The organism is Bradyrhizobium sp. WSM1417 (assembly GCF_000515415.1).
In the GTDB taxonomy this organism is placed as follows: domain Bacteria; phylum Pseudomonadota; class Alphaproteobacteria; order Rhizobiales; family Xanthobacteraceae; genus Bradyrhizobium.
Genome location: NZ_KI911783.1, coordinates 3,807,982 through 3,834,409, shown reverse-complemented (window position 1 = coordinate 3,834,409; position 26,428 = coordinate 3,807,982). Strand labels below are relative to the sequence as shown.

General features: G+C 64.4%; 27 protein-coding genes. 12 read left to right on the top strand and 15 right to left on the bottom strand.

What is annotated here, in order from left to right; translation table 11 throughout:
• Nucleotides 1-34: 34 nt before the first annotated feature.
• The 4 genes from BRA1417_RS0118345 (at nucleotide 35) to BRA1417_RS0118330 (ending at nucleotide 4,172) form a co-directional block, all read left to right on the top strand.
• Entirely contained in the window at nucleotides 35-811 is a 777-nt protein-coding gene (locus BRA1417_RS0118345) for a Crp/Fnr family transcriptional regulator (RefSeq protein WP_027517026.1), read from the top strand.
• Between the two features lie 165 nt (nucleotides 812-976).
• Nucleotides 977-2,398: an ABC transporter substrate-binding protein gene (locus BRA1417_RS0118340; protein ID WP_027517025.1), complete on the top strand. Its 1,422-nt coding sequence runs from the start codon at nucleotides 977-979 to the stop codon at nucleotides 2,396-2,398.
• Nucleotides 2,395-3,303, top strand: a complete 909-nt coding sequence (locus BRA1417_RS0118335) for an ABC transporter permease (RefSeq protein WP_027517024.1) — start codon at nucleotides 2,395-2,397, stop codon at nucleotides 3,301-3,303. Before BRA1417_RS0118340 ends, BRA1417_RS0118335 begins: the two co-directional genes overlap by 4 nt.
• Nucleotides 3,300-4,172: an ABC transporter ATP-binding protein gene (locus BRA1417_RS0118330; RefSeq protein WP_027517023.1), complete on the top strand. Its 873-nt coding sequence runs from the start codon at nucleotides 3,300-3,302 to the stop codon at nucleotides 4,170-4,172. Before BRA1417_RS0118335 ends, BRA1417_RS0118330 begins: the two co-directional genes overlap by 4 nt.
• Nucleotides 4,173-4,249: 77 nt before the next feature.
• On the opposite strand, the gene BRA1417_RS0118325 is transcribed toward BRA1417_RS0118330, so the two are convergent.
• Complete coding sequence (locus tag BRA1417_RS0118325) at nucleotides 4,250-5,308, bottom strand: YeiH family protein (protein WP_027517022.1); 1,059 nt, start codon at nucleotides 5,306-5,308, stop codon at nucleotides 4,250-4,252.
• A gap of 130 nt (nucleotides 5,309-5,438) precedes the next feature.
• A complete protein-coding gene (locus BRA1417_RS0118320) occupies nucleotides 5,439-5,618 on the bottom strand; it encodes a hypothetical protein (protein ID WP_231171117.1) in 180 nt (59 codons plus the stop codon).
• Nucleotides 5,619-5,858: 240 nt separating this feature from the next.
• On the opposite strand from BRA1417_RS0118320, the gene BRA1417_RS0118315 reads away from it, so the two are divergent.
• A complete protein-coding gene (locus BRA1417_RS0118315) occupies nucleotides 5,859-6,494 on the top strand; it encodes a 2-hydroxychromene-2-carboxylate isomerase (protein ID WP_027517021.1) in 636 nt (211 codons plus the stop codon).
• Between the two features lie 9 nt (nucleotides 6,495-6,503).
• Here BRA1417_RS0118315 and ald read toward each other — a convergent pair whose 3' ends face one another.
• Nucleotides 6,504-7,619, bottom strand: coding sequence for an alanine dehydrogenase (gene ald, locus BRA1417_RS0118310; protein WP_027517020.1), 1,116 nt, complete (start codon nucleotides 7,617-7,619; stop codon nucleotides 6,504-6,506).
• A 134-nt stretch (nucleotides 7,620-7,753) separates the two neighbouring features.
• On the opposite strand from ald, the gene BRA1417_RS0118305 reads away from it, so the two are divergent.
• The 4 genes from BRA1417_RS0118305 (at nucleotide 7,754) to BRA1417_RS0118290 (ending at nucleotide 12,085) form a co-directional block, all read left to right on the top strand.
• Nucleotides 7,754-8,233, top strand: coding sequence for an Lrp/AsnC family transcriptional regulator (locus tag BRA1417_RS0118305; protein ID WP_027517019.1), 480 nt, complete (start codon nucleotides 7,754-7,756; stop codon nucleotides 8,231-8,233).
• Between the two features lie 138 nt (nucleotides 8,234-8,371).
• A complete protein-coding gene (locus BRA1417_RS0118300) occupies nucleotides 8,372-8,863 on the top strand; it encodes a (2Fe-2S)-binding protein (protein WP_027517018.1) in 492 nt (163 codons plus the stop codon).
• On the top strand, nucleotides 8,860-9,876 hold the full coding sequence (locus BRA1417_RS0118295; protein WP_027517017.1) for a xanthine dehydrogenase family protein subunit M: 1,017 nt from the start codon (nucleotides 8,860-8,862) through the stop codon (nucleotides 9,874-9,876). The genes BRA1417_RS0118300 and BRA1417_RS0118295 overlap by 4 nt, the downstream gene beginning before the upstream one ends.
• A gap of 7 nt (nucleotides 9,877-9,883) precedes the next feature.
• Nucleotides 9,884-12,085, top strand: a complete 2,202-nt coding sequence (locus BRA1417_RS0118290) for a xanthine dehydrogenase family protein molybdopterin-binding subunit (RefSeq protein ID WP_027517016.1) — start codon at nucleotides 9,884-9,886, stop codon at nucleotides 12,083-12,085.
• 54 nt (nucleotides 12,086-12,139) lie between these two features.
• On the opposite strand, the gene BRA1417_RS44830 is transcribed toward BRA1417_RS0118290, so the two are convergent.
• A complete protein-coding gene (locus BRA1417_RS44830; protein WP_027517015.1) occupies nucleotides 12,140-12,352 on the bottom strand; it encodes a hypothetical protein in 213 nt (70 codons plus the stop codon).
• Nucleotides 12,353-12,538: 186 nt separating this feature from the next.
• Nucleotides 12,539-13,588 (bottom strand): hydroxyacid dehydrogenase, encoded by a 1,050-nt coding sequence (locus BRA1417_RS0118280; protein WP_027517014.1) that lies wholly within the window; start codon nucleotides 13,586-13,588, stop codon nucleotides 12,539-12,541.
• A gap of 235 nt (nucleotides 13,589-13,823) precedes the next feature.
• On the opposite strand from BRA1417_RS0118280, the gene BRA1417_RS0118275 reads away from it, so the two are divergent.
• The 3 genes from BRA1417_RS0118275 to BRA1417_RS0118265 all read left to right on the top strand — a co-directional run bounded on the left by BRA1417_RS0118275 (nucleotide 13,824) and on the right by BRA1417_RS0118265 (nucleotide 15,458).
• Nucleotides 13,824-14,390 (top strand): thiamine pyrophosphate-binding protein, encoded by a 567-nt coding sequence (locus BRA1417_RS0118275; protein ID WP_027517013.1) that lies wholly within the window; start codon nucleotides 13,824-13,826, stop codon nucleotides 14,388-14,390.
• 11 nt (nucleotides 14,391-14,401) lie between these two features.
• Complete coding sequence (locus BRA1417_RS0118270; protein WP_027517012.1) at nucleotides 14,402-15,004, top strand: thiamine pyrophosphate-dependent enzyme; 603 nt, start codon at nucleotides 14,402-14,404, stop codon at nucleotides 15,002-15,004.
• 76 nt (nucleotides 15,005-15,080) lie between these two features.
• Nucleotides 15,081-15,458, top strand: a complete 378-nt coding sequence (locus BRA1417_RS0118265) for a VanZ family protein (protein WP_027517011.1) — start codon at nucleotides 15,081-15,083, stop codon at nucleotides 15,456-15,458.
• Nucleotides 15,459-15,501: 43 nt separating this feature from the next.
• Here the strand turns inward: BRA1417_RS0118265 and BRA1417_RS0118260 are convergent, their stop codons facing one another.
• The 10 genes from BRA1417_RS0118260 to BRA1417_RS0118215 all read right to left on the bottom strand — a co-directional run bounded on the left by BRA1417_RS0118260 (nucleotide 15,502) and on the right by BRA1417_RS0118215 (nucleotide 26,276).
• Nucleotides 15,502-15,885, bottom strand: coding sequence for a DUF1236 domain-containing protein (locus BRA1417_RS0118260; protein ID WP_007593296.1), 384 nt, complete (start codon nucleotides 15,883-15,885; stop codon nucleotides 15,502-15,504).
• A gap of 115 nt (nucleotides 15,886-16,000) precedes the next feature.
• Nucleotides 16,001-16,888 carry a 2-hydroxy-3-oxopropionate reductase gene (locus BRA1417_RS0118255; protein ID WP_027517010.1) on the bottom strand — a complete coding sequence of 296 codons (888 nt, stop codon included), beginning with the start codon at nucleotides 16,886-16,888 and terminating at the stop codon, nucleotides 16,001-16,003.
• A 12-nt stretch (nucleotides 16,889-16,900) separates the two neighbouring features.
• Nucleotides 16,901-17,686, bottom strand: coding sequence for a hydroxypyruvate isomerase (gene hyi / locus BRA1417_RS0118250; RefSeq protein ID WP_027517009.1), 786 nt, complete (start codon nucleotides 17,684-17,686; stop codon nucleotides 16,901-16,903).
• Nucleotides 17,687-17,697: 11 nt separating this feature from the next.
• The gene (gene gcl, locus BRA1417_RS0118245) at nucleotides 17,698-19,488 is read right to left on the bottom strand and encodes a glyoxylate carboligase (protein WP_027517008.1); all 1,791 of its coding nucleotides are present in this window, start codon (nucleotides 19,486-19,488) and stop codon (nucleotides 17,698-17,700) included.
• A 151-nt stretch (nucleotides 19,489-19,639) separates the two neighbouring features.
• Complete coding sequence (locus BRA1417_RS0118240; protein WP_027517007.1) at nucleotides 19,640-21,442, bottom strand: adenine deaminase; 1,803 nt, start codon at nucleotides 21,440-21,442, stop codon at nucleotides 19,640-19,642.
• Between the two features lie 85 nt (nucleotides 21,443-21,527).
• On the bottom strand, nucleotides 21,528-22,328 hold the full coding sequence (locus BRA1417_RS0118235) for an NYN domain-containing protein (protein ID WP_027517006.1): 801 nt from the start codon (nucleotides 22,326-22,328) through the stop codon (nucleotides 21,528-21,530).
• A 52-nt stretch (nucleotides 22,329-22,380) separates the two neighbouring features.
• Nucleotides 22,381-23,880, bottom strand: coding sequence for a tripartite tricarboxylate transporter permease (locus BRA1417_RS0118230; protein ID WP_027517005.1), 1,500 nt, complete (start codon nucleotides 23,878-23,880; stop codon nucleotides 22,381-22,383).
• A complete protein-coding gene (locus BRA1417_RS0118225) occupies nucleotides 23,880-24,365 on the bottom strand; it encodes a tripartite tricarboxylate transporter TctB family protein (RefSeq protein ID WP_027517004.1) in 486 nt (161 codons plus the stop codon). Before BRA1417_RS0118225 ends, BRA1417_RS0118230 begins: the two co-directional genes overlap by 1 nt.
• Nucleotides 24,362-25,330, bottom strand: coding sequence for a tripartite tricarboxylate transporter substrate binding protein (locus tag BRA1417_RS0118220; protein WP_027517003.1), 969 nt, complete (start codon nucleotides 25,328-25,330; stop codon nucleotides 24,362-24,364). Before BRA1417_RS0118220 ends, BRA1417_RS0118225 begins: the two co-directional genes overlap by 4 nt.
• 103 nt (nucleotides 25,331-25,433) lie before the next feature.
• On the bottom strand, nucleotides 25,434-26,276 hold the full coding sequence (locus tag BRA1417_RS0118215; RefSeq protein ID WP_027517002.1) for an IclR family transcriptional regulator: 843 nt from the start codon (nucleotides 26,274-26,276) through the stop codon (nucleotides 25,434-25,436).
• Nucleotides 26,277-26,428: the final 152 nt, after the last annotated feature.

Below are 26,428 nucleotides of genomic sequence, written 5' to 3'. Positions count from 1 at the left end.
CTTTAGAACGGTTTGAACGTTCCGGAGGCAGGTGATGTTGCAGGCAGCGGCCAATGTGGTTCGCGGGACGGTTCCCGCAACGGTCCGGCCTGCCGGCGGCTCCTCGCTGCTGCTCACCGAGAACCAGCAATGGATCGGCGGACCGCCGGCGTTGATGGACAAGCTCAGCCAGCGCGAGCGGGAGCTGGTGCTGAAGCAGGGCCGCCGAAAAGTGCTCAACCGCGGCCAGACGCTGTTCAGCCAGGGTGGCAAGCATGACGGTATCTGGCTGATCGAGAGCGGCCGTATCCGGGTGTTCTACACCTCCCCGCTCGGCCGCGAGATCACGCTGGCCTATTGGCATGTCGGCAATTTCGTCGGCGGGCCGGAAGTGTTCGAAGGCACCGTGCATCAATGGTCCGGCGTTGCATCCAGCAATTGCAGCGTGGTGCATCTGCCCGGAAAGGAGCTGCGATCCCTTGCGGTCGAGATTCCGAACCTCGCGATCGGCCTGATCGAAGGTCTGACCTTCAAGGGCAAGTGCTATTCGGCGCTGGCCCAGATGCTGGGAACGCGCTCGATCACACAGCGCCTTGCGCATCTGTTGCTGCATCTCGTCGACCTCTATGGCGTCGATGACGCCGACGGCCGGGTGATCGCGGCCGCCTTCACCCATGCCGATATCGCCCACATGGTCGGCGCCACCAGGCAATGGGTCACGATCAGCCTGAAGCGCATGCAGGAGAAGGGAATCGTGCTGACCAAGCGCTCGCAGATCGTGGTCTGCCGGCCCGACGTGCTGGAAGAGATGCGAGGGCAAGGGTCTGACTAGGGCCGGTGCCCATGCAAGCAGCTTTATAGTGCAGGACTGCCCAAGGAGTATGCAATCAACTTTTCCCGGCAACTAATCGACTGTGGCGCTCATTCCGGATTTGCCCTGCCCACGCCCTCACCCAATCATGGCAACCACAGCACATCCAACCGAATGAGGATGAGAATGGTCCGCCGTCTTCCCACGCTCTCGATCGCGATGTCGGTGACGTCGCTGGCGCTTCTCCTCGCGCAGCCGGCCGCGGCGGAAACCGTTACGCTCGGCATTGGAACGCAGGACACCACGACCAACACGGTGACCGCCGGCGTCGTCATCCGCCAGCTCCATCTCCTTGAGAAATATCTGCCGAAGGACGGCAAATACGCCAACATCAAGTTCGAGCTGGAGTGGCAGAATTTCACCTCCGGTCCGCCTGTTACCAACGCGATGATGGCGAACAAGCTGCAGATCGGCATGATGGGCGACTATCCGCTGATCGTGAACGGCTTCACGTTCGACAGCAATCCGGAGAGCAAGAGCCGGCTGATCGGCATCGCCGCCTACAGCCTGTCGGGCTCCGGCAACGGCATCGTCGTTCACAAGGATTCGCCCTACTACGATCTCGCTGATCTCAAGGGCAAGCTCGTCAGCGTGCCGTTCGGCTCTGCCGCGCACGGCATGGTGCTGAAGGCGATGCAGGACCGCGGCTATCCATCGGACTTCTTCCAGCTGGTCAGCCAAAGCCCGGAGGTCGGCTCGACCAATCTCCAGGAGAAGAAGATCGACGCTCATGCCGACTTCGTTCCGTTCGCCGAGTTGCTGCCGTTCCGCGGTTTTGCGCGAAAGATCTTTGACGGCGTCGAGACCAATCTCCCGACCTTCCACGGCATCGTGGTCCGCACCGATTTCGCCGAGAAATACCCCGAAGTCGTCGTCGCATATTTCAAGGCGCTGATCGCCGCCAATCAATGGCTGCGCGACGATCCCAAGCTCGCCGCCGAGAAAATCCAGGAATGGACCGGCATTAACAAGGAGGTCGTCTACATCTTCCTCGGCCCCAGCGGCAACATGACCACCGATCCCTCGGTGAAGCCGGCGCTGATCGACGCCGCCACGGCCGACGTCAAGGTGCTGCAGAACCTCGGCCGGATGAAGGAGTTCGACCCGAAGAAATGGGTCGACGACAGCTACATCCGCAAAGCCTATTCCGAGATGAAGCTCGACTATGACGAGCAGCTTGCGAGCACCAAGAATTACGAGATCTCCGGCCACGATTCCTTCTGCAAGAAGCCGATCGCAGATCCGCGCAAGGCCGGCGAGGTCTGGGTCGACGAGGCAGGCATCATGCCCTTCTCGTCAGCTAGCTGCACGCTCGGCGCCTACGCCGACTACAAGGCCAAGGGCAAGAAGATCAACGTCGCCTACGTCTTCGATACCACCCGCGGCATCAAGCTGTTCGCAGACCAGGCTTTCTTCGCGGTCGGCAATGGTGAGGTTGCGCCGTTCCTGCTGAAGAAGGATGCCGAGGCCTATGCCGCCAAGATCAGCGGCAAGGTGCTCGGCTTCGACGACGCGGTGAAGGCGGCGGTCGGCGGGGGCAAGACGTGAGCAGTCCCGCCCTCCTCAGACATTCCGAGGACAGCATGCCGGCAAGTGCAATCGCGGAGGCAAGCGCCATGCCCGCCTCCACGCCACCCGCGTCCCCACCCTCCTTCGGCACGCTCGCACTGCGCTGGTACCGGCTCAACCGGGGCGGGCTGCGCGCGACCGCGATCGGCATCATCTCGCTGCTGGCCTTTCTGCTGGTCTGGCATCTGCTGACAACCTATCGCGTCGTGTTCTTCGTGCGCTTCACCAACGTGCCCTCGCCGCTCGCGGTCTATGCGAGCTTCACCAAGGCGATCCACGATCCGAAATTCCTGCTGCACGTCCTCTTGAGCTGCCGGCGCATCTTCTTCGGCTTCTCGCTCGCGGCAATCGTCGCCGTGCCGCTCGGCCTGATCATGGGCCGCTTCAAGCTGATCCACGAGATCATCTTCCCAGTAGCGGAGGTGCTGCGGCCGATCCCGGCGATTGCCTGGGTGCCGATGGCGATCATGCTGTGGCCGACCAACGAGCAGAGCATCGTCTACATCACGTTCCTCGGCTCGTTCTTCCCCATCCTGGTCAACACGCTACACGGCATGTCCCTGGTCGATCCCGTGCTGGTGCGCGCCGCGCAATGTCTCGGCGCGCGGGAGCGCTCGATCTTCCGCGATGTGTATTTTCCGGCCTCGCTCCCGCACATCTTCACCGGCCTCACCGTCGGCATGGGCGTGGCTTGGGTGTCGCTGATCGCCGCCGAGATGATCTCGGGGCAGTACGGCATCGGCTATTTTACCTGGGAGGCCTATTCGCTGGTTCAGTATGCCGACATCGCGCTTGGCATGATCGCGATCGGCGTGCTCGGCCTGGGATCGAGCATGTTGATCCGAGGCGCCGGACAATTGGTGATGCCGTGGAGGTCAAGATGAGTGAGATCGTTGTCAAGGCACCGCAGGGCCATATCGAGGTCAAGAATTTCTCCCTCAGCTACGACAGCATCGAGGGGCCGGTCGAAGCCGTCACCGATACGCAGATTCATGTGAAGCCTGGCGAGTTCGTCTCGATCGTCGGACCCTCCGGCTGCGGAAAGTCGACGCTGCTCAACGCGGTCGCCGGCTTCCTCAAGCCGACCACGGGCATCGTCACCGTCGACGGCGAGAAGGTGAACGGCCCCAGCGCGGAGCGCGGCATGGTGTTTCAGCAATATTCGCTGTTTCCCTGGAAGACCGTGCGGGAGAACGTCGAATTCGGCTTGAAGATGCGCGGCATGCCGCGCTCGCAGCGCGAGCGCGCCGCGCGCACGCTGCTGGGACTCGCAGGCCTCGAAGCCTTCGAAAAGCATTACCCCGAAAAACTCTCAGGTGGCATGAAGCAGCGCGTGGGCATCGTCCGCGCGCTCGCGACGGGACCCAAAGTGTTGCTGCTGGACGAGCCGTTCGGCGCGCTCGATGCGCAGACCCGCGTCATCATGCAGCAGATCCTCACCAACATGTGGCAGCGGCTGAAGATCTCGGTGCTGTTCGTCACCCACGACATCGACGAGGCGATCTTCCTGTCCGACCGCGTCTACTGCATGACCGCACGCCCCGGCTCGATCAAGGCGGAGATACCGATTCCGCTGGAGCGGCCGCGGCAGCAGTCGATGATGATGTCGTCGGAATTCCTGGCATTGCGCCGCGGATTGATGTCGCTGATCCGCGAGGAGAGCATCAAGGCGATGGGCGGCGAGCTCAACGACATGGGCATGCAGGGGCTGAACATCGAGCTGCACGGGCATTCGCTCGCGGATGTGATTTAGGGATTCTCGAGGCTTGGCGCTGATTTACCTTCTCCCGTTGTGGGAGAAGGAAGCGGAGTGTGCGGCAGCAGCTTGCCTCACTTGAACCAGTGCACCAGTGCGATGCTGATGCCGAGCAGCAGCAGCAGCGACAACGTCACGGCCGCCGTCACCCTGCCCCCGACATTGGCCAGCACGCGCACGTCGACACCCAGGCCCAGCGCCGCCATCGACACCACCGTGAGAAAGCTGGTGATCTTCGTCACCGGACCAACCACCGTGCCCGGCACGATCTCCAGGGATCGCAGGGTCGCCAGCGCAAGGAAGCCGAGGATGAACCATGGGACCAGGCGGAAAAAGCCGACACTGGTCTTCTTGGCGTCGCTGTGCCAGCGCGAGGCCGTCAGCGAGAGGCCGACGACCACCGGCCCGAGCATCAGCACACGCATCAGCTTGACGAGCGTGCCGATCTGCGTCGAGACGAGCCCGGCCGGGACCGTGGCGGCCAGCACCTGCGGCACGGCATAGACGGTGAGGCCGGCGAGGATACCGTATTGCGTGGCCGATAGCTGCAGCAGCGGGATCAGCAGCGGCAGGCCGAGCACCATCATCACGCCGAGGATCGCGGTGAAGGAGATCGAGGATGCGATCTCGTCATTGTTGGCACCGATGATCGGCGCTACCGCCGCAATCGCCGAGTTGCCACAAATCGAGTTGCCGCAGGCGATCAGGATCGAGAGCCGCGTCGAGAGACCGAGCAGGCGGCTGATGCCGAAGGAGACGCTGAGCGCAATCACGACGACCGCCGCGATCGAGGCCAACAGCGCGACGCCGGACGCCGCGATTGCGGCGAAGCTGATCGAGGCCCCCAGCAGCATGACGGCGACTTCGAGCAGCTGCTTGGCGCTGAAGGCGATGCCGGACTGCCAGCGCGGCGCGGGCTTCCAGAAGCTGCGCACGGCCATGCCGAGCAAGATCGCCATCACCAGCGCCTCGACATAGGGATGTTCGAAGACGCCCAATTCCGCCCGTTCGAGCAGGGCCGAAACGCCGGCCACGGCGATGCAAAGGAGGATTCCGGGAATCAGCGCGACGATGCGGCCAGTGGCCGTGGTCGGCTTGGCGTCGGCCGGGCTGGATGCTTGATTCTGCGACACAAATCTCTCCCCAAGGAGAAGGATTTATACGCAGCGCCATCCGATTGGGAAATAAGTTTTCGACATATCAGGGCAGAGGGAAGTTCTATCCTCAGCCCGGAATAATCCGCCTCGGAAGATCAGGCGCGCCTTAGAAGATCAGGCTCTTGGCCAGCGAGGCGACGCGGCTGAAGCCGTCGTAGACGCCGGGCTCGAAGAAGGCGGCACGCGCCAGCACGATGCCGGCAACCAGCGACCAGAACAGGCCGGTCCCAACCCGCAGCAGCAGCTTTGACCCGCGCGAGCGCGGCTGGGTGTCCGTTGCGGACACCAATTGCTCGCCGAAAGGCTCAAACCTGGTGCGTTCCATAGCAGTCAATCCATCAATTTCTGATGGAAATGTCGTCGTTTCGGCCCCAAACAGCAATGGAAGCGATTGGCTTTTTTACCTCCCGGAGGGGAAACTCCTTTCGCCCGACGGGCCCGGGGCAATAGTTTTCTTCTTCCGGCCTATTTGAGCACCGGCGCCACGGCTAGCAGGTAGCGCCGCGCGTATGAAAGGAATCTGCCAATGCCAAACCCCCGCGTGCGCGTCTACACCGACTACAAGAGCCCCTACGCGTTCGTGGCCAACAAGCGCCTATTCGAACTGCAGGAGACGCACGGCGTCGAGATCGAATGGCTGCCCTATACGCTGCGCGTTGCCGAATTCATGGGGACCGTGGAAGAGCGCACGCCGCATTTCTGGCGCAAGGTGCGCTACGCCTATATGGACGCGCGGCGCTATGCCAATGCGCAAGGGCTCGTCATGAAAGGGCCCCGGCGGATCTACGACGCGTTCTATTCCAGCGTCGGCATGCTGTTCGCCCAACAGCACGGCTTCTTCCGTGCGTATCACGACATGGTGTTTCGTCGGTTCTGGAGCCATGAGCTCGAGATCGACGATCTCGCCGCAATCACCGACGTCATCACGTCCTGCGGTGGTTCAGCCAGTGAGTTCGAAGCTTACGTCCACGGCCCTGCCCGCGCCGAACACGACCGCATCATCGACGAGGCCGAAGCGCTCGGCGTGTTCGGCGTGCCGACCATGGTGTTCAACGGCGAGCTGTTCTGGGGCGGCGATCGCATCGACATGCTGATCGCGCGCATCGAGAAGCCCGAGACGGTCGAGGCCGCGCTCGGCAGCCGCCATCGCAAGCCGGTATGAGCAGCAACGCTACGCCGCCAGCCCGCTCCCTACCGGAGCAAACTCCAGCCCGAGGCTTTCGGCCACCGCCTTGTTGGCGATGCGGCCGCGGTGCACATTCAGCCCATTGCGAAGATGTGGATTTTCCAGCACCGCCGCGAAGCCCTTGTTCGCGAGCATCAGGCCGAACGGCAGCGTCGCGTTGTTCAGCGCCTGGCTCGACGTCACCGGCACCGCGCCCGGCATATTAGCGACGCAGTAATGCACGATGCCGTCAACCAGATAGGTCGGATCGGCATGCGTGGTCGGGTGCGAGGTCTCGAAGCAGCCGCCCTGATCGATCGCGACGTCGACCAGCACGGCGCCCGGTCGCATCGATGTCAACATCGCACGCGTGACGAGCTTGGGCGCGCTCGCGCCCGGCACCAGCACCGCGCCGATCACGACGTCGGCAGCGAACACCTCCTCCTCAACTGATTCGATGGTGGAGAAACGGGTGCGTACGCGCCCGGCGAAGAGATCATCGAGCTCCCGCAACCGACGAATAGAGCGGTCGATCACGGTGACTTCGGCGCCAAGGCCTGCGGCCATGCGCGCGGCCTGCGTCCCAACCACCCCTCCGCCGAGCACGACAACCCGCGCCGGCTGCACGCCAGGGACGCCGCCAAGCAGCAGCCCGCGCCCGCCAGCCGAGCGCTTGAGCGCGGCGCCGGCGGCCTCGATGGCGAGGCGGCCGGCGACTTCGCTCATCGGCGCAAGCAGGGGGAGGTGACCGGCCGCGTCGGTGACGGTTTCATAGGCGATCGCAGTACAGCCGGAGGTGAGCAAACCCCTGACCTGTTCGGGATCCGGCGCGAGATGGAGATAAGTGAACAGGATCTGGCTTTCGCGGAGCTGGACCCACTCGCTTTTCTGCGGCTCCTTCACCTTCACGATCATGTCGGACTTCGCGAAGATGTCGCGCGCGCTCTCGGCAATGGCGGCCCCTGCCCGCCGGTAGACTTCGTCGGACGCGCCGATGCCGCCGCCCGCACCGGTCTCGACCGTCACCTCGTGCCCCGCCGCGACATATTCGCGGACCGCACCCGGGGTGAGCCCGACGCGATATTCCTGCACTTTGATTTCCTTGGGCACACCGACGCGCATCCCGGGCCTCCTTTGGATTCACCTCATGATCGTAGCGACGTGCCCGGTTTGGTTTCGTGCAAATATCCGCTAGCTTTGGCCTCCCTGCGCCGGTTTCCGGCGCGCAAACGCCCTTTCACGCTGGAAACGAAACTTTGGCCCTCGACCGGAAAGATCTCGCCATCCTCGCGGAACTCACGACCAACGCGCGGGCCAGCCACACCGAGCTCGCCAACAAGGTTGGGCTATCAAGCACCGCGCTCGCGCGGCGGCAGAAGGCGCTGGAAGACGACGGCTATATCCAGGGCTATCAGGCCACGCTCGACCTCGCGCAGTTCGGCCTCACCACCACGGTGCTGGTTCGTATCGCGCTGGAAAGCCAGAGCGACGAGGCGTTGAAGGCATTCGAGGCGGAGGTGGTGAAATGCCCGTCCGTCGTGCGCTGCTTCCTGATGTCGGGGACCGACGACTACATACTGATCGTGCTCGCCCGCGACATCCAGGATTTCGAGCGCATCCACCGCATGGAGCTGTCGCGCCTGCCGCGCGTCGCGCGGGTACAATCGAGCTTCGCGCTGCGCGAAGTTGTCAACCGCGCCGTGCCGAATGTGGTGTTCGGCGAAACAAAGCGCTGACCGCAACCTCTCGGAAAGGCGAACTGCTGCAAGGAACCAACCGGTCGGTGGTCCGTTGGGCGCTATTGGCCGGCGGAGGCGTGCCCCCGCGTCAACACGGTTGACGTCCGGCCTCGTCGCCGTCGCAGGGAGCAGGACATGGCCGATCTCACGCATCAGATTTCCGAACGCATTCCGATCCAGCTTGTCGTCAACGGCGTCAGTCACACGCTCGATCTCGTGCCATGGACCACGCTGCTCGACGCCTTGCGGGACCATCTCGCGCTGAGCGGCACCAAGAAGGGCTGCGACCATGGTCAGTGCGGCGCTTGCACCGTGCTGGTGGACGGCCGGCGCGTCAATTCCTGCCTCACGCTCGCCGTCATGAAGGACGGCGCGGAGATCACGACCATTGAAGGCCTTGCCAAAGACGGCGCGCTGCATCCCCTGCAACAGGCGTTCATCGACCATGACGCCTTCCAATGCGGCTATTGCACGTCGGGACAGATATGTTCGGCGGCCGGACTGCTCGCCGAAGGCCGTGCCAAAGATACTGACGAGATCCGGGAGTTGATGAGCGGAAACCTCTGCCGCTGCGGCGCCTACCCGAACATCGTCGCCGCCATCCAGCAGGCAATGGGCCAGCCATGAACAACTTCCAGTACGCCCGAGCCACTGATATCGCCGACGCGATCCGCCTGCTCGCCGCCGATCCCGGCGCCAAACTGATTGCCGGCGGCACCAATCTGATCGACCTGATGAAAGAGAATGTCGAACGCCCCACCCGGCTCATCGACATTTCCCGCCTGCCGCTCCGCGAGGTCGAGGAGACGGCGGACGGGTCCTTGCGCATCGGCGCCCTGGTGCCGAACTCGGACCTCGCCTACCATCCATTGATCGAGCAACGCTATCCCCTGCTCGCCAGCGCCATTCTGGCCGGCGCCTCGGCGCAATTGCGCAACATGGCCTCCGTTGGCGGCAATCTGATGCAGCGAACGCGTTGCGCCTATTTCTATGACACGGCCACGCCCTGCAACAAGCGACATCCCGGCAGCGGCTGCTCGGCGATGGACGGGCTGAACCGCAACCATGCGATCCTGGGCACGAGCGCATCCTGCATCGCGACCAATCCATCCGACATGAGCGTGGCGCTGGCCGCGCTCGACGGGCTCGTGCACGTCGCGGGTCCCTCCGGCGAACGCACCATCGCGGTGACCGATTTCCATCGGCTGCCCGGCGACAAGCCTCATGTCGATACCAACCTCGGCACCGGCGAGATCATCACGGCGATCGAACTGCCGCCGCGCGGCTTTGCTCAAAACTACAGCTACCTCAAAATTCGCGACCGCATGTCCTATGCCTTTGCTCTGGTCTCGGTCGCCGCCGCGTTGGAATTGGAGGGCAACGCGATCATCGGGGCACGCTTGGCGCTCGGCGGCGTGGCTCACAAGCCCTGGCGCAGCCTCGAAGCCGAAGCTGCGTTGCGCGGCCAGGCCGCGACGCCCGATCACTTCTCGCACGCCGCGGATCTCTTGCTCCAGGGAGCAACGGCCCGCTCACATAACGGCTTCAAGGTCGAGCTCGCACGCCGCGCCATCGTGCGGACGCTCACACAGGCGGCGAACGCCACGCCGCAATCCCAGGCCCACAAGAAGATCGCGTGAGGACCCTATGAACGCTTATGTGGGAACGCCGACGTCGCGTGTCGACGGACGGGCCAAGGTCACCGGGGCCGCCAAATACGCCGGCGAATTCCCGGCCGACAGGCTCCTCCATGGCTTCGTCGTCGAGGCCACCATTCCATGCGGGCGCATTGCTCGCCTCGACACCGATGCGGCGCTGCAGGTCGAGGGCGTGCTCGACGTGCTCACGCATGCGAACCGTCCGCCGCTGGCCGACGAGGACGAGGCTTGGAAGGACGAGGTCGCACCGGATGGGTCGCCCTTCCGTCCGCTTTATGACGACACGATCAAGTTCAACGGTCAGCCGATCGCACTGGTCGTCGCGGAGGACTGGGAAATCGCGAAATTCGCCGCGACGCTCGTGCGGGTCGACTATGAGCAGCATAGTTTTGCGACCGACCTCGAAGGCGAGCGCGGCAACGCTGCCGAGAAGGACAAGCCGCATAAGCCCCGCGGCGACGCCGCAGCCGCCCTTGCAGGAGCCGATGTGCGCCACGAGGCGGACTACGTGATACCGACCGAGCATCACAACCCGATGGAGCTCTATGCGACTACGGCGGTCTGGGACAACAATGGCAAGCTCACGATCTACGACAAGACCCAAGGCGTCCAGAACGTCCACAAATTTCTCTGCGGCGTGTTCGACAAGAAGCCGGAGGACATTCGGGTGATCTCGCCATACGTCGGCGGCGCCTTCGGTTCCGGCTTGCGGCCGCAATATCAGGTGGTCCTGGCAACGCTCGGCGCGCTCGCGCTGAAGCGGTCCGTTCGCGTCGTGCTGACGCGGCAGCAGATGTATGGGCTCGGCTACCGGCCGATGACCATCGAGCGCGTCGCGCTGGGCGCAAAATCCGACGGTACGCTCGATGCGGTCACGCACGAGGCCATTGCCGTCACCTCGCGCTATGAGGATTTTGCACGCAACGATACCGGCTGGGCCGAGCAGCTCTACAAAAGCCCGAACAGCCGCTTCTCCCACAAGCTGGTTCACCTTGACGTCTCCACGCCCTGCGACATGCGCGCACCGGGCGCGGCGTCGGGCGTCTGCGCGCTCGAATGCGCCATGGACGAGCTCGCCGTCGCGCTCAAGCTCGACCCGATCGAACTACGGTTGAAGTGCTATTCGGATCACGACCAGAGCGAGAACCTCCCCTACACCAGCAAGCAATTGCGGGAATGCTACACGCGCGGCGCGGACGCCTTCGGCTGGAGCGGCCGCAATCCTGCGCCGCGCTCGATGCGCGACGGCAAGGATCTGGTCGGCTGGGGCATGGCGACGGGCGTGTGGGAAGCACTGCAGATGCCGGTCGCCGTCCGTATCGTGCTGACGTCGAACGGACATGCCGAGGTGTCCTGCGCCGCATCCGACATCGGCACCGGCACCTATACCATCGTGGCGCAGGTCGCGGCCGATGCGCTGGGCCTGCCGATCGAGAACATCGGCGTCCGGCTTGCCGATTCGACCTTGCCGCAGGCGCCAGTTGAGGGCGGCTCCTGGATGGCCGCCTCGAGCGCACATGCGGTGCTCGCAGCCGCCGAGGAAGTGCGCAAGGAGCTGTTACGACTGGCCGGGAAGATGCCAGGCTCGCCGCTCGCCGGCGCCGAATTGGTCGATACGGCCCTGATCGACGGCAGCATTGCCGAGGCCAGCGACAACGGCCGCGCGGTCTCGATCGCCGACGTGATGCGCCATGGCGGGGTCGAACGCATCGAGAAGGAAAAGCTCAACCAATTCGGCGAGGACAAGAAGCACGCGCGCAATACCCATTCGGCCGTCTTCGCCGAGGTCAAGGTCGACGAAGAGCTAAACGTCATTCGCGTGACGCGGGTCGTGAGCGCCGTCGCGGCCGGGCGGATTCTGAATACCAAGACCGGCCGCAGCCAGATCATGGGCGGCGTGGTCTGGGGGATCGGGATGGCGCTCCATGAGGAGACGGTGATGGATCACCGCTTTGGGCGGATCATGAACGCCAACATCGCCGAGTACCACATCCCCGTGAATGCAGATGTTCACGACATCGACGTGATCTTCGTCGACGAGCCGGACCCGCACATCAACGCGCTCGGCATCAAGGGCATTGGCGAAATCGGCATTGTCGGCGTCCCGGCGGCGATCGCAAACGCCGTCTATCATGCCACCGGCAAGCGCATCCGCCACTTCCCGATCACACTGGACAAGCTGCTCGACTGAGACGGTGCAGCGATCCGTTCGGCGGCGTCACCTCAGGGCGCCCAGCGCCAGGCCTCACGACGGAAAGTCGGCCGGTCTGACCTGGATGCGGTCGGCATGCAACGACCAGTGGTGCAACGCCTGGTCCTCGCAAAACCTTGCCTTCGCCCGCTCTCTGGCTTCGTCCTCGTCGGAAGCGTCGACCTCGAGCGTGCCCTGGCACACCTCGATCTGCCGGCCGTACTGGCCGAGCACGTCCTTCATGAACCTGACCACATAAGTTGACATGGGACCTCCTGCCTGCCCCGGCGGCGCTCACTCTAATCCCATTTAGCCGGATTGCGGGAGGGAGATTTTGACGCGGATCAAAGTCGGGCGCGGTTCCCGCCCGCCGATCATTCGGTGGCGCGCAGCGCTAACCGGGACGTTGGGCAGCAGGAGCATCGCAGCCCGGAAGGACAAAGCGACCGTCGACTACGCCGGCGTCACGCCAAACGCCTGCTTGAATCGCTCCGCATAGCGTGGCCAGACCTCGGGATTGATGATGCGCGGCGGGCGCTTGCCGTCGAGCGTCTGCAGCACCTGCTCGGCGGCGATGCGGCCCATGTTCTGCCGCGCCTCGATGGTGACGCCCGCGGTATGCGGGCTCGCCAGCACGTTGTCGAGCTGGAGCAGCGGATGCTCCGGTGGTGGCGGCTCCTTGGACCAGACGTCGAGACCGGCGCCCGCAATGCGCTTGTCACGCAACGCCTGGAGCAGCGCATCTTCATCGTGGATGAAGCCACGCGCCGTGGTGATAAAGTACGCATGCGGCTGCATCAACCCAAACTCGCGCACGCTGATCATGTTGCGGCTGCCCTTGTCGAGCGGACAGGAAATCGAGACGAAGTCGGCGCGGCGCAAGAGCTCGTCGAGCTCGACCTTCTCGCCGCCCCGCTCGGCCATCACCTCGGCCGTCAGGTACGGATCGTAGGCCAGCACCTTCATGCCGAACAGGCCCTTGCACAGCGCGGCGATGCGGCGACCGACATTGCCGAGGCCGATAATGCCGACGGTCTTGTGCTCGATCTCGTTGCCGACGAGTTCGTTGCGGTTGACGTTGGACTCCCTGCGGAGCTTGCGGTCGGACTGGATGATGCGCTTGGACAGCGTCAGCATCATCGCCAGCGCGTGCTCGGCGACGGAATGGGCATTGCCGCCGGACTGGTTGACGACCAACACGCCGGCATCGGTGCAGGCCTCGACGTCGACAGGATCGAATCCCGCGCCGTTGCTGGAGACGAGCAGCAGGTTCGGCGCGCGCTTCAGGAAGGCAGCATCGACATGGAAGTGCGGGGCCAGTTCGTCGCGGGCGGCGCCGATTTGGTAAACATGAGCGGCTCCGATGATCGACGCGTAGAAGTCTTCGGAGCTCTCGTTCTCGATGCGATCGAGCCGGACGTCGGGTCGCGCCTTCAGAATGTCGATATAGATCGGATTGGCCAGATATTTGACGTAGAAGACGCGCTTGCTGTTGACGGACATCAGGACCCTTCCGGCTCTCTCCAGGAGATCCGCAGGGCCAGCGCTTCGTGCGCTCCTGTCATGCGTTCCTCCGTTCTCTTGTTATTGCCGCTTATGACACGGCGGCACCGGCCGCGGCAGGCCGTCTGGCGCAGATCACGGTGCAGCCCGGACATGTTGACAATCCCGCTGCCTGCGTCAAGTTCGGCAGACCGCCGTGCCGGCCAGACAAGCGTGCGGCCGAAGGGAGAACGCAATGGTGATTGCGGAGCAACAAACCTCGTCCGAGGCGGCGCAAACCTCCGGTGACAAGAGCTGGCACGGCATCGTCCTGCAAACCCTGAAGCGGAACGAGATCAGCCTCGTCCCTTACGTGCCCGACCGCGTGCTGACGCCGCTGATCAAGAACCTGCACGCCGATCCGTTCTTCACCACCTTTGCCACCGCCCGCGAGGAGGAGGCCGTCGGCATCATCTCGGGCGCCTGGATGGGCGGACGGCGGGGCGCGGTGCTGATGCAGACCTCGGGCTTTGCGACGCTCGCCAACGTGCTGGCCTCGCTCGCGGTGCCCTACCAGATTCCACTGATCATGTTCGTGTCCGAGCGCGGCACGCTCGGCGAATTCAACTACGGCCAGTCACTGGTCTGCCGCACCATGCGTCCGGTGCTGGATTCGCTGGCGCTGGAGCATCACACCATTACCCGGCTCGACGAGCTCGAATTCATTGCCGACCGTTCGATCAAGCAGGCCGTCACGACGCAGGCGCCGGTCGCGCTGATCCTCAACCCGCTGCTCACCGGCGGCAAGGTGTTCGACAAGTGAGGCCGGCCCAAATGAATACAGACGCGCGCAACACCAAAGTAATGAACCGCTTCGACGTCACCTCGCGCCTGATCGCGAAACTCAAGCACGAGGAAGCCGTGATCGGCGGCATCGGCAACACCAATTTCGACCTCTGGGCCGCCGGCCACCGTCCGCAGAATTTCTACATGCTCGGCAGCATGGGGCTCGCCTTCCCGATCGCGCTGGGCGTGGCGCTGGCGCAGCCGGACCGGCGCGTCTTCGCGCTCGAAGGCGACGGCTCGCTGCTGATGCAGCTCGGCGCACTCTCGACGATTGCGGCGTTGAAGCCGAAGAACCTCGTCATGATCGTGATGGACAACGGCATCTATCAGATCACCGGCGCGCAGCCGACACCGGCCGCGAACGTGGCTGACATCGTCGCCATCGCGACCGGCTCCGGGCTTGCCAACAGCGCCTGGGCCGCGGACGAGGAGGATTTCGAGCGTCTGGTCGAGGAAGCCATGTCGGCCGGCGATCCGAGCCTTATCGCCGTTCGTATCGATGACAAGCCGGGCGTCGGCGCCACCCGACGCGATCCCGTACAAATCCGGGAACGCTTCATGCACGGCCTTGGCGTGCGCGAGCCGCTTTAACGTTTCGTCATTAACTACACGGCGATCTGATCCCGGCCCCTCGGCAGGCTGCTGCAATCCATGCTAAGCGGTGCGGATGTCAATTTTGGTTCGCTCCTCTGCCTGGCTGCTTGCCGCCGCCGTCGCCTTTGCAACCCTCGGCCCGCCCGGCCTGCGGCCCCATTCCGACCTTGGCCAGGACGGTGAACACGCCCTCGCCTTCGTCCTGGTGGGACTAGCCTTCGGCCTCGCCTATCCGCGCCGCCGCCTGTCGGCGACAGCCATCGCCGTGGTGCTGATTGGCCTGCTCGAACTGATGCAATTCTGGGCACCGGGACGACATGCGCGGCTGGAGGACTTTCTGGTCGATGCCGGCACCACCTGCATCGGCTTCGCGCTCGCGGCCGTCGCCGATTGGGCCTTGACGCGGTTTCGCGCGAATTCGGCCCTGACGAGCCAAGGCCCCGCGGAGTGATGCTCCGCAGGGCCCGTCTCTTCAAAGCTCTCGCTGCGATCGATCAGTCGATGATCTTGACAACGCGGCGCGTGCGCGGCTCCACGATCACGCGGCGATCGTTTACGACCGCATAACGGTATTCGGTGTAGTTCGGGACGGGCCGCAGCACCACGGTCGGCGGCAGTGGCTCGCCGACCACAACGCGCTCGTGGACCACGACGGAATCATCGCGCGGAATTCCGCCCAGGATCGCGTTCGGGATTTCAAGGCCAGCGCCCACGGCCGCACCGACGGTACCACCGACCATCGCACCGACCGGACCGCCAATGTCGCCGCCCGCGCGTGCGCCGTTCCTGGCGCCCTCTTCGGTCGTCGACTGAGCAAAGGCCGCACTCGACGCCAGCAGCGACGCGGCAGCCAACGAAATCGCAAGACGGGTTTTCATGTGCTTATGTCTCCAGTGATTGTTGTGCGCCTTCAACCGCCGGGCCGGATCATTGTTCCGGTTCCCTCGCCCCATCTAGGCAGAACCACAACGGAGACTGTTACCCAGTAACAGTTCAGGCCGCGGCGATCTCGTGCCCCGCCATCAGTTCCAGCGCGCGCACCATCGCCGAATGATCCCAGCCCTTGCCGCCATGCGCAGTGCAGGACGAGAACAGTTGCTGCGCCACTGCGGTGCTCGGCAGCGACAGGCCGAGCGCGCGGGCGCCTTCAAGCGCGAGGTTGAGATCCTTCTGGTGCAGCTCGATGCGGAAGCCGGGATCGAAATTGCGCTTCACCATGCGTTCGCCATGCACTTCGAGAATCCGCGAAGACGCAAAGCCGCCCATCAGGGCCTGCCGCACCAGCGCCGGATCCGCACCGGCTTTCGACGCGAACAGCAGCGCTTCGCTGACCGCCTCGATCGTCAACGCGACGATGATCTGGTTGGCGACCTTCGTGGTCTGGCCGTCGCCATTGGCGCCGACCCGGGTGACGTTCTTTCCCATCCTGTCGAAGATCGGCTTCATGGTGTTGAAGGCGCGCTCGGGGCCACCGACCATGATGGTGAGGCTTGCCGCCTTGGCACCGACCTCCCCGCCTGACACCGGTGCGTCGAGATAATCCGCGCCGAGCGCCTCGATCTTCTTCGCAAACTCCTTGGTCGCCAGCGGCGAGATCGAGCTCATGTCGACCACGATTTTGCCCTTGGAAATGCCGCCCGCGACGCCGTCCTTGCCAAACAGCACGGCCTCCACATGCGGCGTATCGGGCACCATGATGATGACCGCATCCGCCTCCTCCGCAACCTCCTTGCTTGATTTGCAGGCAACGCCGCCGGCGGCGATCAGCTCGGGTGCGACCGGCCCGACATCGTGCAGGAGAACGCGATGGCCTGCGGCCAGAAGATGACCGGCCATCGGCCGTCCCATGGTGCCAAGTCCGATAAAGCCGATGTCGATCATGTCAAAGTTTCCTCAGGTCTCGAAAGTCTGCGCCGCGTGCCAGGACAGGCCGTCCAGCGTCGTGGTGCGCGGCTTGTATTCGCAACCGATCCAGCCGCGATAGCCGATCGCGTCGAGATGGCGGAACAGGAAGGGATAATTGATCTCGCCCGTGCCGGGCTCGTGGCGGCCGGGATTGTCGGCGAGCTGGATGTGCGCAATCTGCGGGAGATATTCCTGCATGGTACGGGCGAGATCGCCCTCCATGATCTGCATGTGGTAGATATCGTACTGGATGAACAGATTGTTCGAGCGCACCTCGGAGATCAACTGCACGGCTTGCTCGGTGCCGTTCAGGAAGAAGCCGGGGATGTCGAGCGTGTTGATCGGCTCGACCAGAAGCTTGATGTTCTCCCGCGCCAGGGTCGACGCCGCAAAGCGCAGATTCCCGACCAGCGTTTCGTTGAGCTCACGCGGATCGGCATCGACAGGCGCGATGCCGACGAGGCAATTGAGCTGCTCGCAATCGAGCGCCTTGGCATACTCGATGGCGCGAAACACGCCGTCCCTGAACTCGCTGACACGATCCGGCAGGATCGCGATGCCACGCTCGCCCGCGGCCCAATTGCCGGCCGGCAGATTGTGCAGCACCTGCGTCAGCCCATGGCTGTCGAGCTGCTCGCGCAACTGCGCCTTCTCGAATTCATAGGGGAAGAGGTACTCGACCCCGGAAAAGCCCGCCGCTTTGGCCGCGGCGAAGCGGTCCATGAACGGCATCTCGTTGAAGAGCATGGTGAGGTTGGCGGCGAATTTCGGCATGTTGCTGTTCCCTATTCCGCCGGCTGCAGCACGCCCGGCCGCGCTGTCGCGACCTCGTCGAGCGGCAGATCCAGCACCTCCTCGAACTCGACGATGTTGTCGATCTCGGTACCCATCGCGATGTTGGTGACGCGTTCGAGGATGAACTCGACCATCACGGGCACGCGGTACTTCGCCATCCATTCGCGTGCGGTGGCGAACGCGGCCTGCGCGTCCTTGGGATCGGTGACGCGGATCGCCTTGCAGCCGAGCCCTTCGGCGACGGCGACGTGATCGACGCCGTAGCCGCCGAGCTCCGGCGCGTTGATGTTCTCAAAGGAGAGCTGGACGTGATAGTCCATGTCGAAGCCACGCTGGGCCTGGCGGATCAGGCCGAGATAGGAATTGTTCACAACGACGTGGATGTAGGGCAGGTTGAATTGCGCTCCGACCGCGAGCTCCTCGATCAGGAACTGGAAGTCGTAGTCGCCCGAGAGCGCGACTATATCGCGATCCGGGCACGCCGCGCGCACGCCGAGAGCCGCAGGTAGGGTCCAGCCGAGCGGCCCCGCCTGCCCGGCATTGATCCAGTTGCGCGGCTTGTAGACGCCCAGGAACTGCGCGCCGGCGATCTGCGACAGGCCGATCACGGAGACGTAGCAGGTGTCACGGCCAAACGCCTTGGTCATCTCCTCGTAAACGCGCTGGGGCTTGATCGGGACGTTATCGAAATGGCTCTTGCGCAACATCGTCTTCTTGCGGTCGCGGCAGGAAGCGGGCCACGCCTGGCGCTCGCGCAACCTGCCTGACCGGCGCCACTCTCTGGCGACGGCGACGAACAGTTCGAGCGCCGCCTTCGCGTCCGAGACGATGCCGAGATCGGGATTGAACACGCGCCCGATTTGCGTCGGCTCGATGTCGACATGCACGAAGGTGCGTCCCTTGGTGTAGGTTTCGACCGAGCCGGTGTGGCGGTTTGCCCAGCGGTTGCCGATGCCGAGCACGAAATCGGATTCGAGCATGGTGGCATTGCCGTAACGATGGCTGGTCTGAAGACCGACCATGCCGGCCATCAGCACGTGGTCGTCGGGGATGGCCCCCCACCCCATCAGCGTGGGCACGACCGGCACGTTGGCGATCTCGGCGAATTCCACCAGCAGATCCGAGGCGTCGGCATTGATCACGCCGCCGCCCGCGACGATCAGCGGACGCTCGGCCGCATTGAGCATCTCCAGCGCCTTCTCGACCTGCTTGCGGGTCGCGGTCGGCTTGTAGACGGGCAGTGGCTCATAGGTCTCGTCGTCGAACTCGATTTCGGCGAGCTGCACGTCGAGCGGCATGTCGATCAGGACTGGGCCGGGCCTTCCCGAGCGCATCACGTGAAACGCCTGGCTGAACACGCGGGGCACCAGCGCCGGCTCGCGCACGGTCACCGCCCATTTGGTCACGGGCTTTGCGATCGACTCGATATCGACGGCCTGGAAATCCTCCTTGTAGAGCCGCGCGCGCGGCGCCTGCCCGGTGATGCAGAGGATCGGGATGGAATCGGCGATCGCCGAATAGAGCCCGGTGATCATGTCGGTGCCCGCGGGCCCTGAGGTTCCGATGCAGACGCCGATATTGCCGGCCTTGGCCCGCGTATAGCCCTCGGCCATGTGCGAGGCGCCCTCGACATGCCGCGCCAGGATATGGCGGATCGAGCCGCGCTTCTTCAGCGCTGAGTAAAGCGGATTGATCGCCGCCCCGGGAACGCCAAAAGCAGTCGAGATACCTTCCTTCTCCAGAATTCGCACGGCAGCATCGATGGCTCGCATCTTCGCCATATCGGACCTCGCTTGAGTTGCATTGGCGAGTGAGATCATCAGGCCCGCGAGGGCTTCACTCAACGAGATCGATTTTATTTTCCACGATGCGGCAGCCGCGGAAAAATCGCGGCAGCTTCAGTCAGTTAGATCGAGACACGCGTGAAAGCGCTCACTCGAACAGCGGCGCCAGCTCCATCTGCGGCACCAGCACGAGACCCTTGTCGGTGATACGAATTTCCGGAATGACCGATAGCGGAATCAAATTGAAGCCCATGTAGGGGATGGTGCAGCCGGCTTCCGCCCATTCCTTCTTCAGCGCCTTGACCTCTTCGGCCACTTCGGTAACGCGCTTGTCGGACAGCAGGCCGGCGATCGGCAGCGGCACCAGCGCCCTCACCTTGCCCTCAGCGACGAGGCAGACGGCGCCCTGTTGCTCCTTGATGGCGGCGACCGCGACCTGCATGTCGGCCTCGTTGGTGCCGGCAACGATGATGTTGTGGCTGTCGTGCCCGACGCTGGAGGCGACCGCGCCGCGCTTGAGACCAAAATCCTTCAAAAGTCCGTAGGCGACATTGCCGGCCGATTTGCCATGGCGCTCGACCACCGTGACGAAGCACAGGCCGTAGCGCGCGAACAATTCCGGCCAATCCTTGGCCGGCTCGATCGCGATCCTCTCATGGATCAGCGTGATGCCGGGCAGCGCGGTCTTGATGGCGTTGACAGTGCAGGCCTTCGCCGGCAGCTCCGGCGTCAGCTTCAGCTTCTCCGGCAGCTTCACAGTCGCGTAGGCCGCCTGCGGGTATTGATAGCGCTGCGACAGCGCCTGATCGAGCTTCGGCGTGATCTTGCGGTTTTCCACGACCAGCTCGCCGCCGTACCAGGTCGATTGCGGCTTGAGATTATCATCCATCAGCACGAGATCGGCGCGGCGCCCCCCGCCGAGCCCGCCGATATCGCTGTCCATGTTGAAGCGCGTCGCGCCATGCAGCGAGCCCATCGACCAAGCCTGCTCCGGCGACATCCCTGCCTTCACGGCTTCGCGCACCACCCAATCGAGCCCAAACAGCAGGAGATCGTCGGCATCGCGATCGTCAGTGCACACCGCGGTGCGCTTGTGCGAGGCCCCGAGCTCGGTGATGGTCCGGATCGCCTGCGGCAGCGAGTGCCAGGGCGTGGTCGGCGGTCCCCCGCGCAAGAACACCCAGACGCCGGCATCGAGCAGATCGTCGGCGATGTCGCGATCGATCGCCTCATGGGTGTCGGTGACGCCGCTGGCCGCATAGGCAGCAACGAATTCGCGGCCATAGACATGACCGGACACCGGGCGCCCGCGCTTCAGGGCGGCGGCGAGGATGGCGTGGCTGCGCTCGTCGCCCATGGTGACAGGCACGAAATCCATCTTCTCGCCGAGCGCGACGGCTTCGGGCCAGCGGTCGAACAGACCGGCGATCTTGTCCGGCGTGAGGTCGCCGCCCGCAGTCTCCAGTGCGGCTGAGGTGGCCGGCACCGTGCTCGGCACCGTCAGGAAGATCGAGAGCGGCGCCTCGCGCGCGTCCTCCAGCATGGCTTCGACGCCGGCGACGTCCATCACGTTGCCGATCTCGTGGCTGTCGCAGAAGATCGTGGTGGTGCCGTTGAGCAAGGCCGCTTCGGCATAGGCGCAGGCCGTCACCATCGAGGATTCAATGTGGATGTGCGGATCGACCAGCCCGGGCGCAATGATGCCGCCGGCCGCGTCGTAAACCGGCACGTTGCCAAAGACTTTCTTCGCAGCACCGGCCGGCTTCACCGCAGCAATGCGGCCGCCGGTGATCCAGATTTCGCGGTTCGCGTGGATACGCTCCGAATAGGTCGAGAGCACCCGCGCGCCGGTGACGACGAGATCCGGCGCGACACGCGCGGAGGCCACATCGGCGAGACGCCGGGTCATCAAATGCAACGGTGCGACGGCGAAGCGGGTAAGTTTGGTCATCGGGACCCTCGCGTGGCGTTATGACCCTGCGATGGTTACGCTCCGCGCCGGACCGGGCAAGCGCAAATATAACGGCACGCCCTGCTTACGCCTTAGGCGGCGAACCGCCTGCCGCCCCTGACCTCGCGGGTCTGCGCGAGTTCCGTCGTCGCGGGGCCGGTGCGGCAGCGGCCTTGACGCGAATCCGCATCGACCTCCCGTTCTGCTCGTCAATCTCGAACGCATTCGTCTTTCGCACGAGGTCACTCAGTTTGCGGAAGCCGAACGTTCTCGGATCGAAATCGGACGCGAGATTGGCGAGCTGGCGACCGACCTCCCCGAGCGTCACCCAGCCGTCCTCGCTCTCCATCTGGGTGATGACCTTCTTGATGATGGGGGTTGCGGCATCAAGCGGCTGAAGCGATTTCGATCGCGAGGCGGCATCCTGGGTGTTCGCCGGCGCGGGCAGCAGGTTCTCCGTGTAGACGAACCTTCGACAGGCCTGCCGGAAACTCTCGGGCGTCTTCTGTTCGCCGAAGCCAAAGACATCGATGCCCTGCTCCCGGATCCGGGCGGCGAGACGGGTAAAATCGCTGTCCGACGACACCAGGCAAAAGCCGTCGAAGCGGCCGCTGTGAAGCAGGTCCATCGCGTCGATGACCAGGGTGATGTCCGACGCATTCTTCCCTGTCGTATAGGCGAACTGCTGCTGCGGGATGATGGCGTGTTTCGACAGGATGTCGGCCCAGCCCCTCGACCTGGCATTGGAGAAGTCGCCGTAGATGCGGCGAACGCTGGCCTCGCCGATCTTTGCAATCTCCTCGAACAGTCCATCGGCGATCTTTGCCGAAGCATTGTCGGCATCAATCAGGACAGCGAGACGGGGCGAACGGAGCTCTGACGGCATGACTTTTCCCACGAGATGAACGTAGCATTAGAAGACGCTCGCGTCGGGATGGCTAGTCCTCGTTCGCCTTGAATCGTCCCATCCCTTTCAGCACGAAAGGTGCCAGCAGCGCGATCAACGCCAGCGCAAGCAGCGTCGCCGAGATCGGGCTCTGGAGCAGCGTCATGGGATCGCCGAGACTGATCGCGAGCGCGCGGCGCAGCTGGCTCTCGGCGATCGGGCCGAGAATCAGGCCGACGACGACGGGCGCGATCGGAAAATCGAACCGCCGCATCAGAAAGCCGAGCACGCCGAAGCCGGCCAGCATCGACAGTTCGACCACCGACGGCTTTGCGGCGATGGTGCCCATGGTCGCGAACACGAGGATGCCGGCATAGAGCCACGGCTGCGGGATCGCCAGCAGCCGCACCCACAGGCCAACCAGCGGCAGATTGAGCACCAGCAGCATGCAATTGGCGATGAACAGGCTCGCGATCAGGCCCCACACGAGGTCGGGCCGCTCGGCGAACAGCAGCGGCCCCGGGTTGAGGCCGTATTGCTGGAAGCCCGCCAGCATCATCGCGGCCGTCGCGGAGGTCGGCAATCCCAGCGTCAGGAGCGGCACCAAGGTGCCCGCGGCCGAAGCGTTGTTGGCGGCCTCCGGTCCTGCGACGCCTTCGATCGCGCCCTTGCCGAATTCTTCGGGGTATTTGGTCAGCCGCTTCTCGCAGGAATAGGACAGGAAGGTCGGGATCTCCGCGCCGCCGGCAGGCAGCGCACCGATCGGGAAGCCGAACATGGTGCCTCGCAGCCACGGCTTCCACGATCGCTTCCAGTCTTCCTTGGTCATCCACAGCGAGCCGCGCACCGGCTCGAGCTTCTCCTCGGTGTGGTGACGGCGCGATGCGACGTAGAGTGCCTCGCCCACCGCGAACAGGCCGACCGCGAGCGTCGTCACCTCGACGCCGTCGAGCAGCTCGGGCACGCCGAACGCAAGCCGCGCCTGCCCCGTCAGCTTGTCGATGCCGACGAGCCCCAACGTCAGACCAATGAACAGGCTGGTCAGGCCGCGGATCGGGGAATCGCCGAAGGTCGCCGACACCGTGACGAAGGCGACGCACATCAGCGCGAAATAATCCTCCGGGCCAAAGCGCACGGCAAAATCGACCAGCCACGGCGCGAGAAAGGCAAGCCCGATGGTGGCGATGGTGCCCGCGACGAAGGACCCGATCGCAGAGGTTGCGAGCGCCGGCCCGCCGCGGCCGGCCTTGGCCATCTTGTTGCCTTCGAGCGCCGTCGCCATCGAGGCGCTCTCGCCGGGCGTGTTGATCAGGATGGCCGTGGTCGATCCGCCATACATGCCGCCGTAATAGATGCCGGCAAACATGATCAGCGAACCGCCGGGATCGAGCTTGTACGTGACCGGCAGCAGCAGCGCGACCGTCAACGCTGGGCCGATGCCGGGCAGCACGCCCACGGCGGTGCCGAGGAACACGCCGATCAGGGCGTAGAGAAGATTCATCGGCTGGACGGCGACCGCCATGCCATGCGCCAACGCGGCGAAGGTGTCCATCACAGCAGTCGCTCCAGGGGGCCGGCGGGAAGGCTCAACGTCAACAACCGGTCGAACGCGAGGTAAATGAGGGTCGACATCACGAGGGCGATGGCGGAATCGACCAGGACCGCGCGGCGCCCAAATGCCGCCGAGGTCGTGACGAACAGCGCCGACGTCGCCAGGATGAACCCGCCGCCGAAGCCAATGATGCCGATCAGCAGCGCAAGGCCGGCGAGGATCAAGACCACAGGCACGGGATCGGCGCTCTCGCGCGCCGGCAGACTACCGCGCAGCGCGTCGACGAGATTGCCGATCGCGAGCAGCGCGAGGCCGGAGGCGATCACGACCGGCATGGCTTCCGGCCCCATCCCGTACATCGTGGTCGATTGCAGGCCGCGCGCGTCCCAGACCAGCACCGCGGCAAGACCTGCGAGCAGCGCGGCAATCACGATGCCGGCGCGATCGACAAGCCGCGGCGGCTGGACCGGATCGCCTGTGGTCATGACTTGACCAGGCCGACTGATCTCAGCACGTCGGTGACACGCACGGTTTCCTTTTTCAGGAAGTCGGCGAAGGCGTCGCCGCCGAGATAGGCATCCTCCCAGCCCTTCTGCTTGAGGATGTCTTTCCAGGCGTCCGACTTCACCATCTTCTCGACCGCCTCGCTCAGCGTCTTGCGCTGCTCCGGCGTGATTCCGGGAGGCGCGACCACCGAGCGCCAGTTGGCGATCACGAGGTCGATGCCCTGCTCCTTGAAGGTCGGGATGTCGCTCCCTGGAATGCGCTTCTCCGAGGTCACGCCGATCGCGCGCAGCTTGCCGGACTTGATCTGCCCGTCATATTCGCTGAGACCGGAAATGCCGGCAGTGACCTTCGCGCCGAGAATGGCGGCGAGCGACTCCCCGCCGCCCGAGAACGGGATGTAATTGATCTTCTTCGCGTCGGCGCCAACGGCGCCGGCGAACAATGCCGCCATCACATGATCGACGCCGCCGGCCGAGCCGCCGGCGAAGGTTACCTTGGCGATATCGGCCTTCACCGCGGCGGCCAGATCCTGCGCGGTCTTGATCGGTGAATTCGCCGGCACCACGATCACCTGGATTTCCTCGGTGAGGCGGGCGATCGGCGTCACCTGCTCGAGCGTGACGGGTGATTTGTTCATGGCGAGCGCGCCCACCATGACGAAGCCGTTGACCATCAGCTGGTTGCCGTCACCCTTGGCGCCGTTGACGAACTGCGCGATGCCGACGCTGCCGCCTGCGCCGGGAACGTTGGTGACCTGCACGCTGCGTGCAACGCCGGCGGCGACCAGCGCCTGCTGCATCGAGCGGGCGGTCTGGTCCCAACCACCGCCCGGTGCCGCCGGCGCCATCAGCTTGAGCTCGAGCTGCTGGGCAAAGGCCGGCGTGGCTGCCGCAAGGGTCAGCGCGACGGCTGCGCCGACGAGGCGCGCGGGAAGTTGAAACATGGGACGTCTCCGGGCTCATGCGGACGTTTGCCGCATCGTGTCGTTTGGTCGCATATCAGCCAAAACGGCCGACACTGTCCAGTGACATACCCCGGGTTTCCGATCAGCGGGGTGTCGGAACTGCCCCGCCGAGCGCAGCCGTCAGTTCGGCAGCAACATCACGGACGATCTGCCCGATTTCCGGTAACCGCTGATCGGTCAGCCGACTGGTCATGCCGGACACCGAAATCGCCGCAAGCGGCTCGGCGCAGTCGTTATAGACCACCGCGGCAACGCAGCGCAGGCCCATGGAGGCCTCTTCATCATCCAGCGCGTAGCCCTGCTTGCGAATTTTCTCGAGCTCCTTGAACAGGTCGCTCGGTCGCACGATGGATTTCTCGGTCAGGCGTGGCATGCCGTGATGGCGGATGACGGCGCCGACGTCCTCGTCGGAATAGGTCGCGAGCACCGCCTTGCCGACGCCGGAGGTCACCATCGGGACGCGGCCGCCCACTTGGGTCAGCGAGCGCATGATCTCGCGGCTCTCCATGCGGGTCAGCACGATGATGAACTCGTCGTCGACCATGGCAAGATTGGCAGTCTCGCGGGTGAGATCACGCAGCTTGCGTAAATAAGGAATAGCCTGGGCGCTGAAATTGCGCCGCCGCGCAAAGCTCGCCCCCACCGTGAAGCTGCGCACGCCGACATGCCATTTGGATTCGGCGCGGTCGAACTGCACGAAGCGGCGGCTTTCCAGCGTCGCGAGCAGGCGGTGCACGGTCGAGGCGGAGAGCCCGGTGCGCACAGCGAGATCGCTGAGGCGATAGCCTTCGTCGTCTTCGGACAATGTCTCGAGGATCGACAGCGCGCGGTCGACGGATTGCACGCCGCCGTCGCGCACCTCGTTGTCGGCCTCCGATGGCGAGCGGGGCTCGAGCGGTTTACGCCGGATCACGTTCCTGCTCATCGCGACCTGACTGTTCTCCCTCGCCCTGTTCTTTTTTCCCTCCCCGCTTGCGGGGAGAGGGTTAGGGTGAGGGGGAGTCTCCGCAAGGGCGGTGACAGTCAGACTCGGGGAGAGTCCCCCTCACCCGAATTGCTTCGCAATTCGACCTCTCC

What these genes read in the sequence shown, in the direction of transcription:
- BRA1417_RS0118275 (WP_027517013.1), top strand. Translation starts at nt 13,824, where the DNA reads ATGGTGATTGCGGAGCAACAAACCTCGTCCGAGGCGGCGCAAACCTCC.
- BRA1417_RS0118330 (WP_027517023.1), top strand. Translation starts at nt 3,300, where the DNA reads ATGAGTGAGATCGTTGTCAAGGCACCGCAGGGCCATATCGAGGTCAAG.
- ald (WP_027517020.1), bottom strand. Translation starts at nt 7,619, where the DNA reads ATGCGCGTCGGTGTGCCCAAGGAAATCAAAGTGCAGGAATATCGCGTC.
- gcl (WP_027517008.1), bottom strand. Translation starts at nt 19,488, where the DNA reads ATGGCGAAGATGCGAGCCATCGATGCTGCCGTGCGAATTCTGGAGAAG.
- BRA1417_RS0118280 (WP_027517014.1), bottom strand. Translation starts at nt 13,588, where the DNA reads ATGTCCGTCAACAGCAAGCGCGTCTTCTACGTCAAATATCTGGCCAAT.
- BRA1417_RS0118300 (WP_027517018.1), top strand. Translation starts at nt 8,372, where the DNA reads ATGGCCGATCTCACGCATCAGATTTCCGAACGCATTCCGATCCAGCTT.
- BRA1417_RS0118255 (WP_027517010.1), bottom strand. Translation starts at nt 16,888, where the DNA reads ATGATCGACATCGGCTTTATCGGACTTGGCACCATGGGACGGCCGATG.
- BRA1417_RS0118270 (WP_027517012.1), top strand. Translation starts at nt 14,402, where the DNA reads ATGAATACAGACGCGCGCAACACCAAAGTAATGAACCGCTTCGACGTC.
- BRA1417_RS0118340 (WP_027517025.1), top strand. Translation starts at nt 977, where the DNA reads ATGGTCCGCCGTCTTCCCACGCTCTCGATCGCGATGTCGGTGACGTCG.
- BRA1417_RS0118315 (WP_027517021.1), top strand. Translation starts at nt 5,859, where the DNA reads ATGCCAAACCCCCGCGTGCGCGTCTACACCGACTACAAGAGCCCCTAC.
- BRA1417_RS0118230 (WP_027517005.1), bottom strand. Translation starts at nt 23,880, where the DNA reads ATGGACACCTTCGCCGCGTTGGCGCATGGCATGGCGGTCGCCGTCCAG.
- hyi (WP_027517009.1), bottom strand. Translation starts at nt 17,686, where the DNA reads ATGCCGAAATTCGCCGCCAACCTCACCATGCTCTTCAACGAGATGCCG.
- BRA1417_RS0118220 (WP_027517003.1), bottom strand. Translation starts at nt 25,330, where the DNA reads ATGTTTCAACTTCCCGCGCGCCTCGTCGGCGCAGCCGTCGCGCTGACC.
- BRA1417_RS0118295 (WP_027517017.1), top strand. Translation starts at nt 8,860, where the DNA reads ATGAACAACTTCCAGTACGCCCGAGCCACTGATATCGCCGACGCGATC.
- BRA1417_RS0118235 (WP_027517006.1), bottom strand. Translation starts at nt 22,328, where the DNA reads ATGCCGTCAGAGCTCCGTTCGCCCCGTCTCGCTGTCCTGATTGATGCC.
- BRA1417_RS0118345 (WP_027517026.1), top strand. Translation starts at nt 35, where the DNA reads ATGTTGCAGGCAGCGGCCAATGTGGTTCGCGGGACGGTTCCCGCAACG.
- BRA1417_RS0118225 (WP_027517004.1), bottom strand. Translation starts at nt 24,365, where the DNA reads ATGACCACAGGCGATCCGGTCCAGCCGCCGCGGCTTGTCGATCGCGCC.
- BRA1417_RS0118265 (WP_027517011.1), top strand. Translation starts at nt 15,081, where the DNA reads ATGTCAATTTTGGTTCGCTCCTCTGCCTGGCTGCTTGCCGCCGCCGTC.
- BRA1417_RS44830 (WP_027517015.1), bottom strand. Translation starts at nt 12,352, where the DNA reads ATGTCAACTTATGTGGTCAGGTTCATGAAGGACGTGCTCGGCCAGTAC.
- BRA1417_RS0118240 (WP_027517007.1), bottom strand. Translation starts at nt 21,442, where the DNA reads ATGACCAAACTTACCCGCTTCGCCGTCGCACCGTTGCATTTGATGACC.
- BRA1417_RS0118260 (WP_007593296.1), bottom strand. Translation starts at nt 15,885, where the DNA reads ATGAAAACCCGTCTTGCGATTTCGTTGGCTGCCGCGTCGCTGCTGGCG.
- BRA1417_RS0118215 (WP_027517002.1), bottom strand. Translation starts at nt 26,276, where the DNA reads ATGAGCAGGAACGTGATCCGGCGTAAACCGCTCGAGCCCCGCTCGCCA.
- BRA1417_RS0118290 (WP_027517016.1), top strand. Translation starts at nt 9,884, where the DNA reads ATGAACGCTTATGTGGGAACGCCGACGTCGCGTGTCGACGGACGGGCC.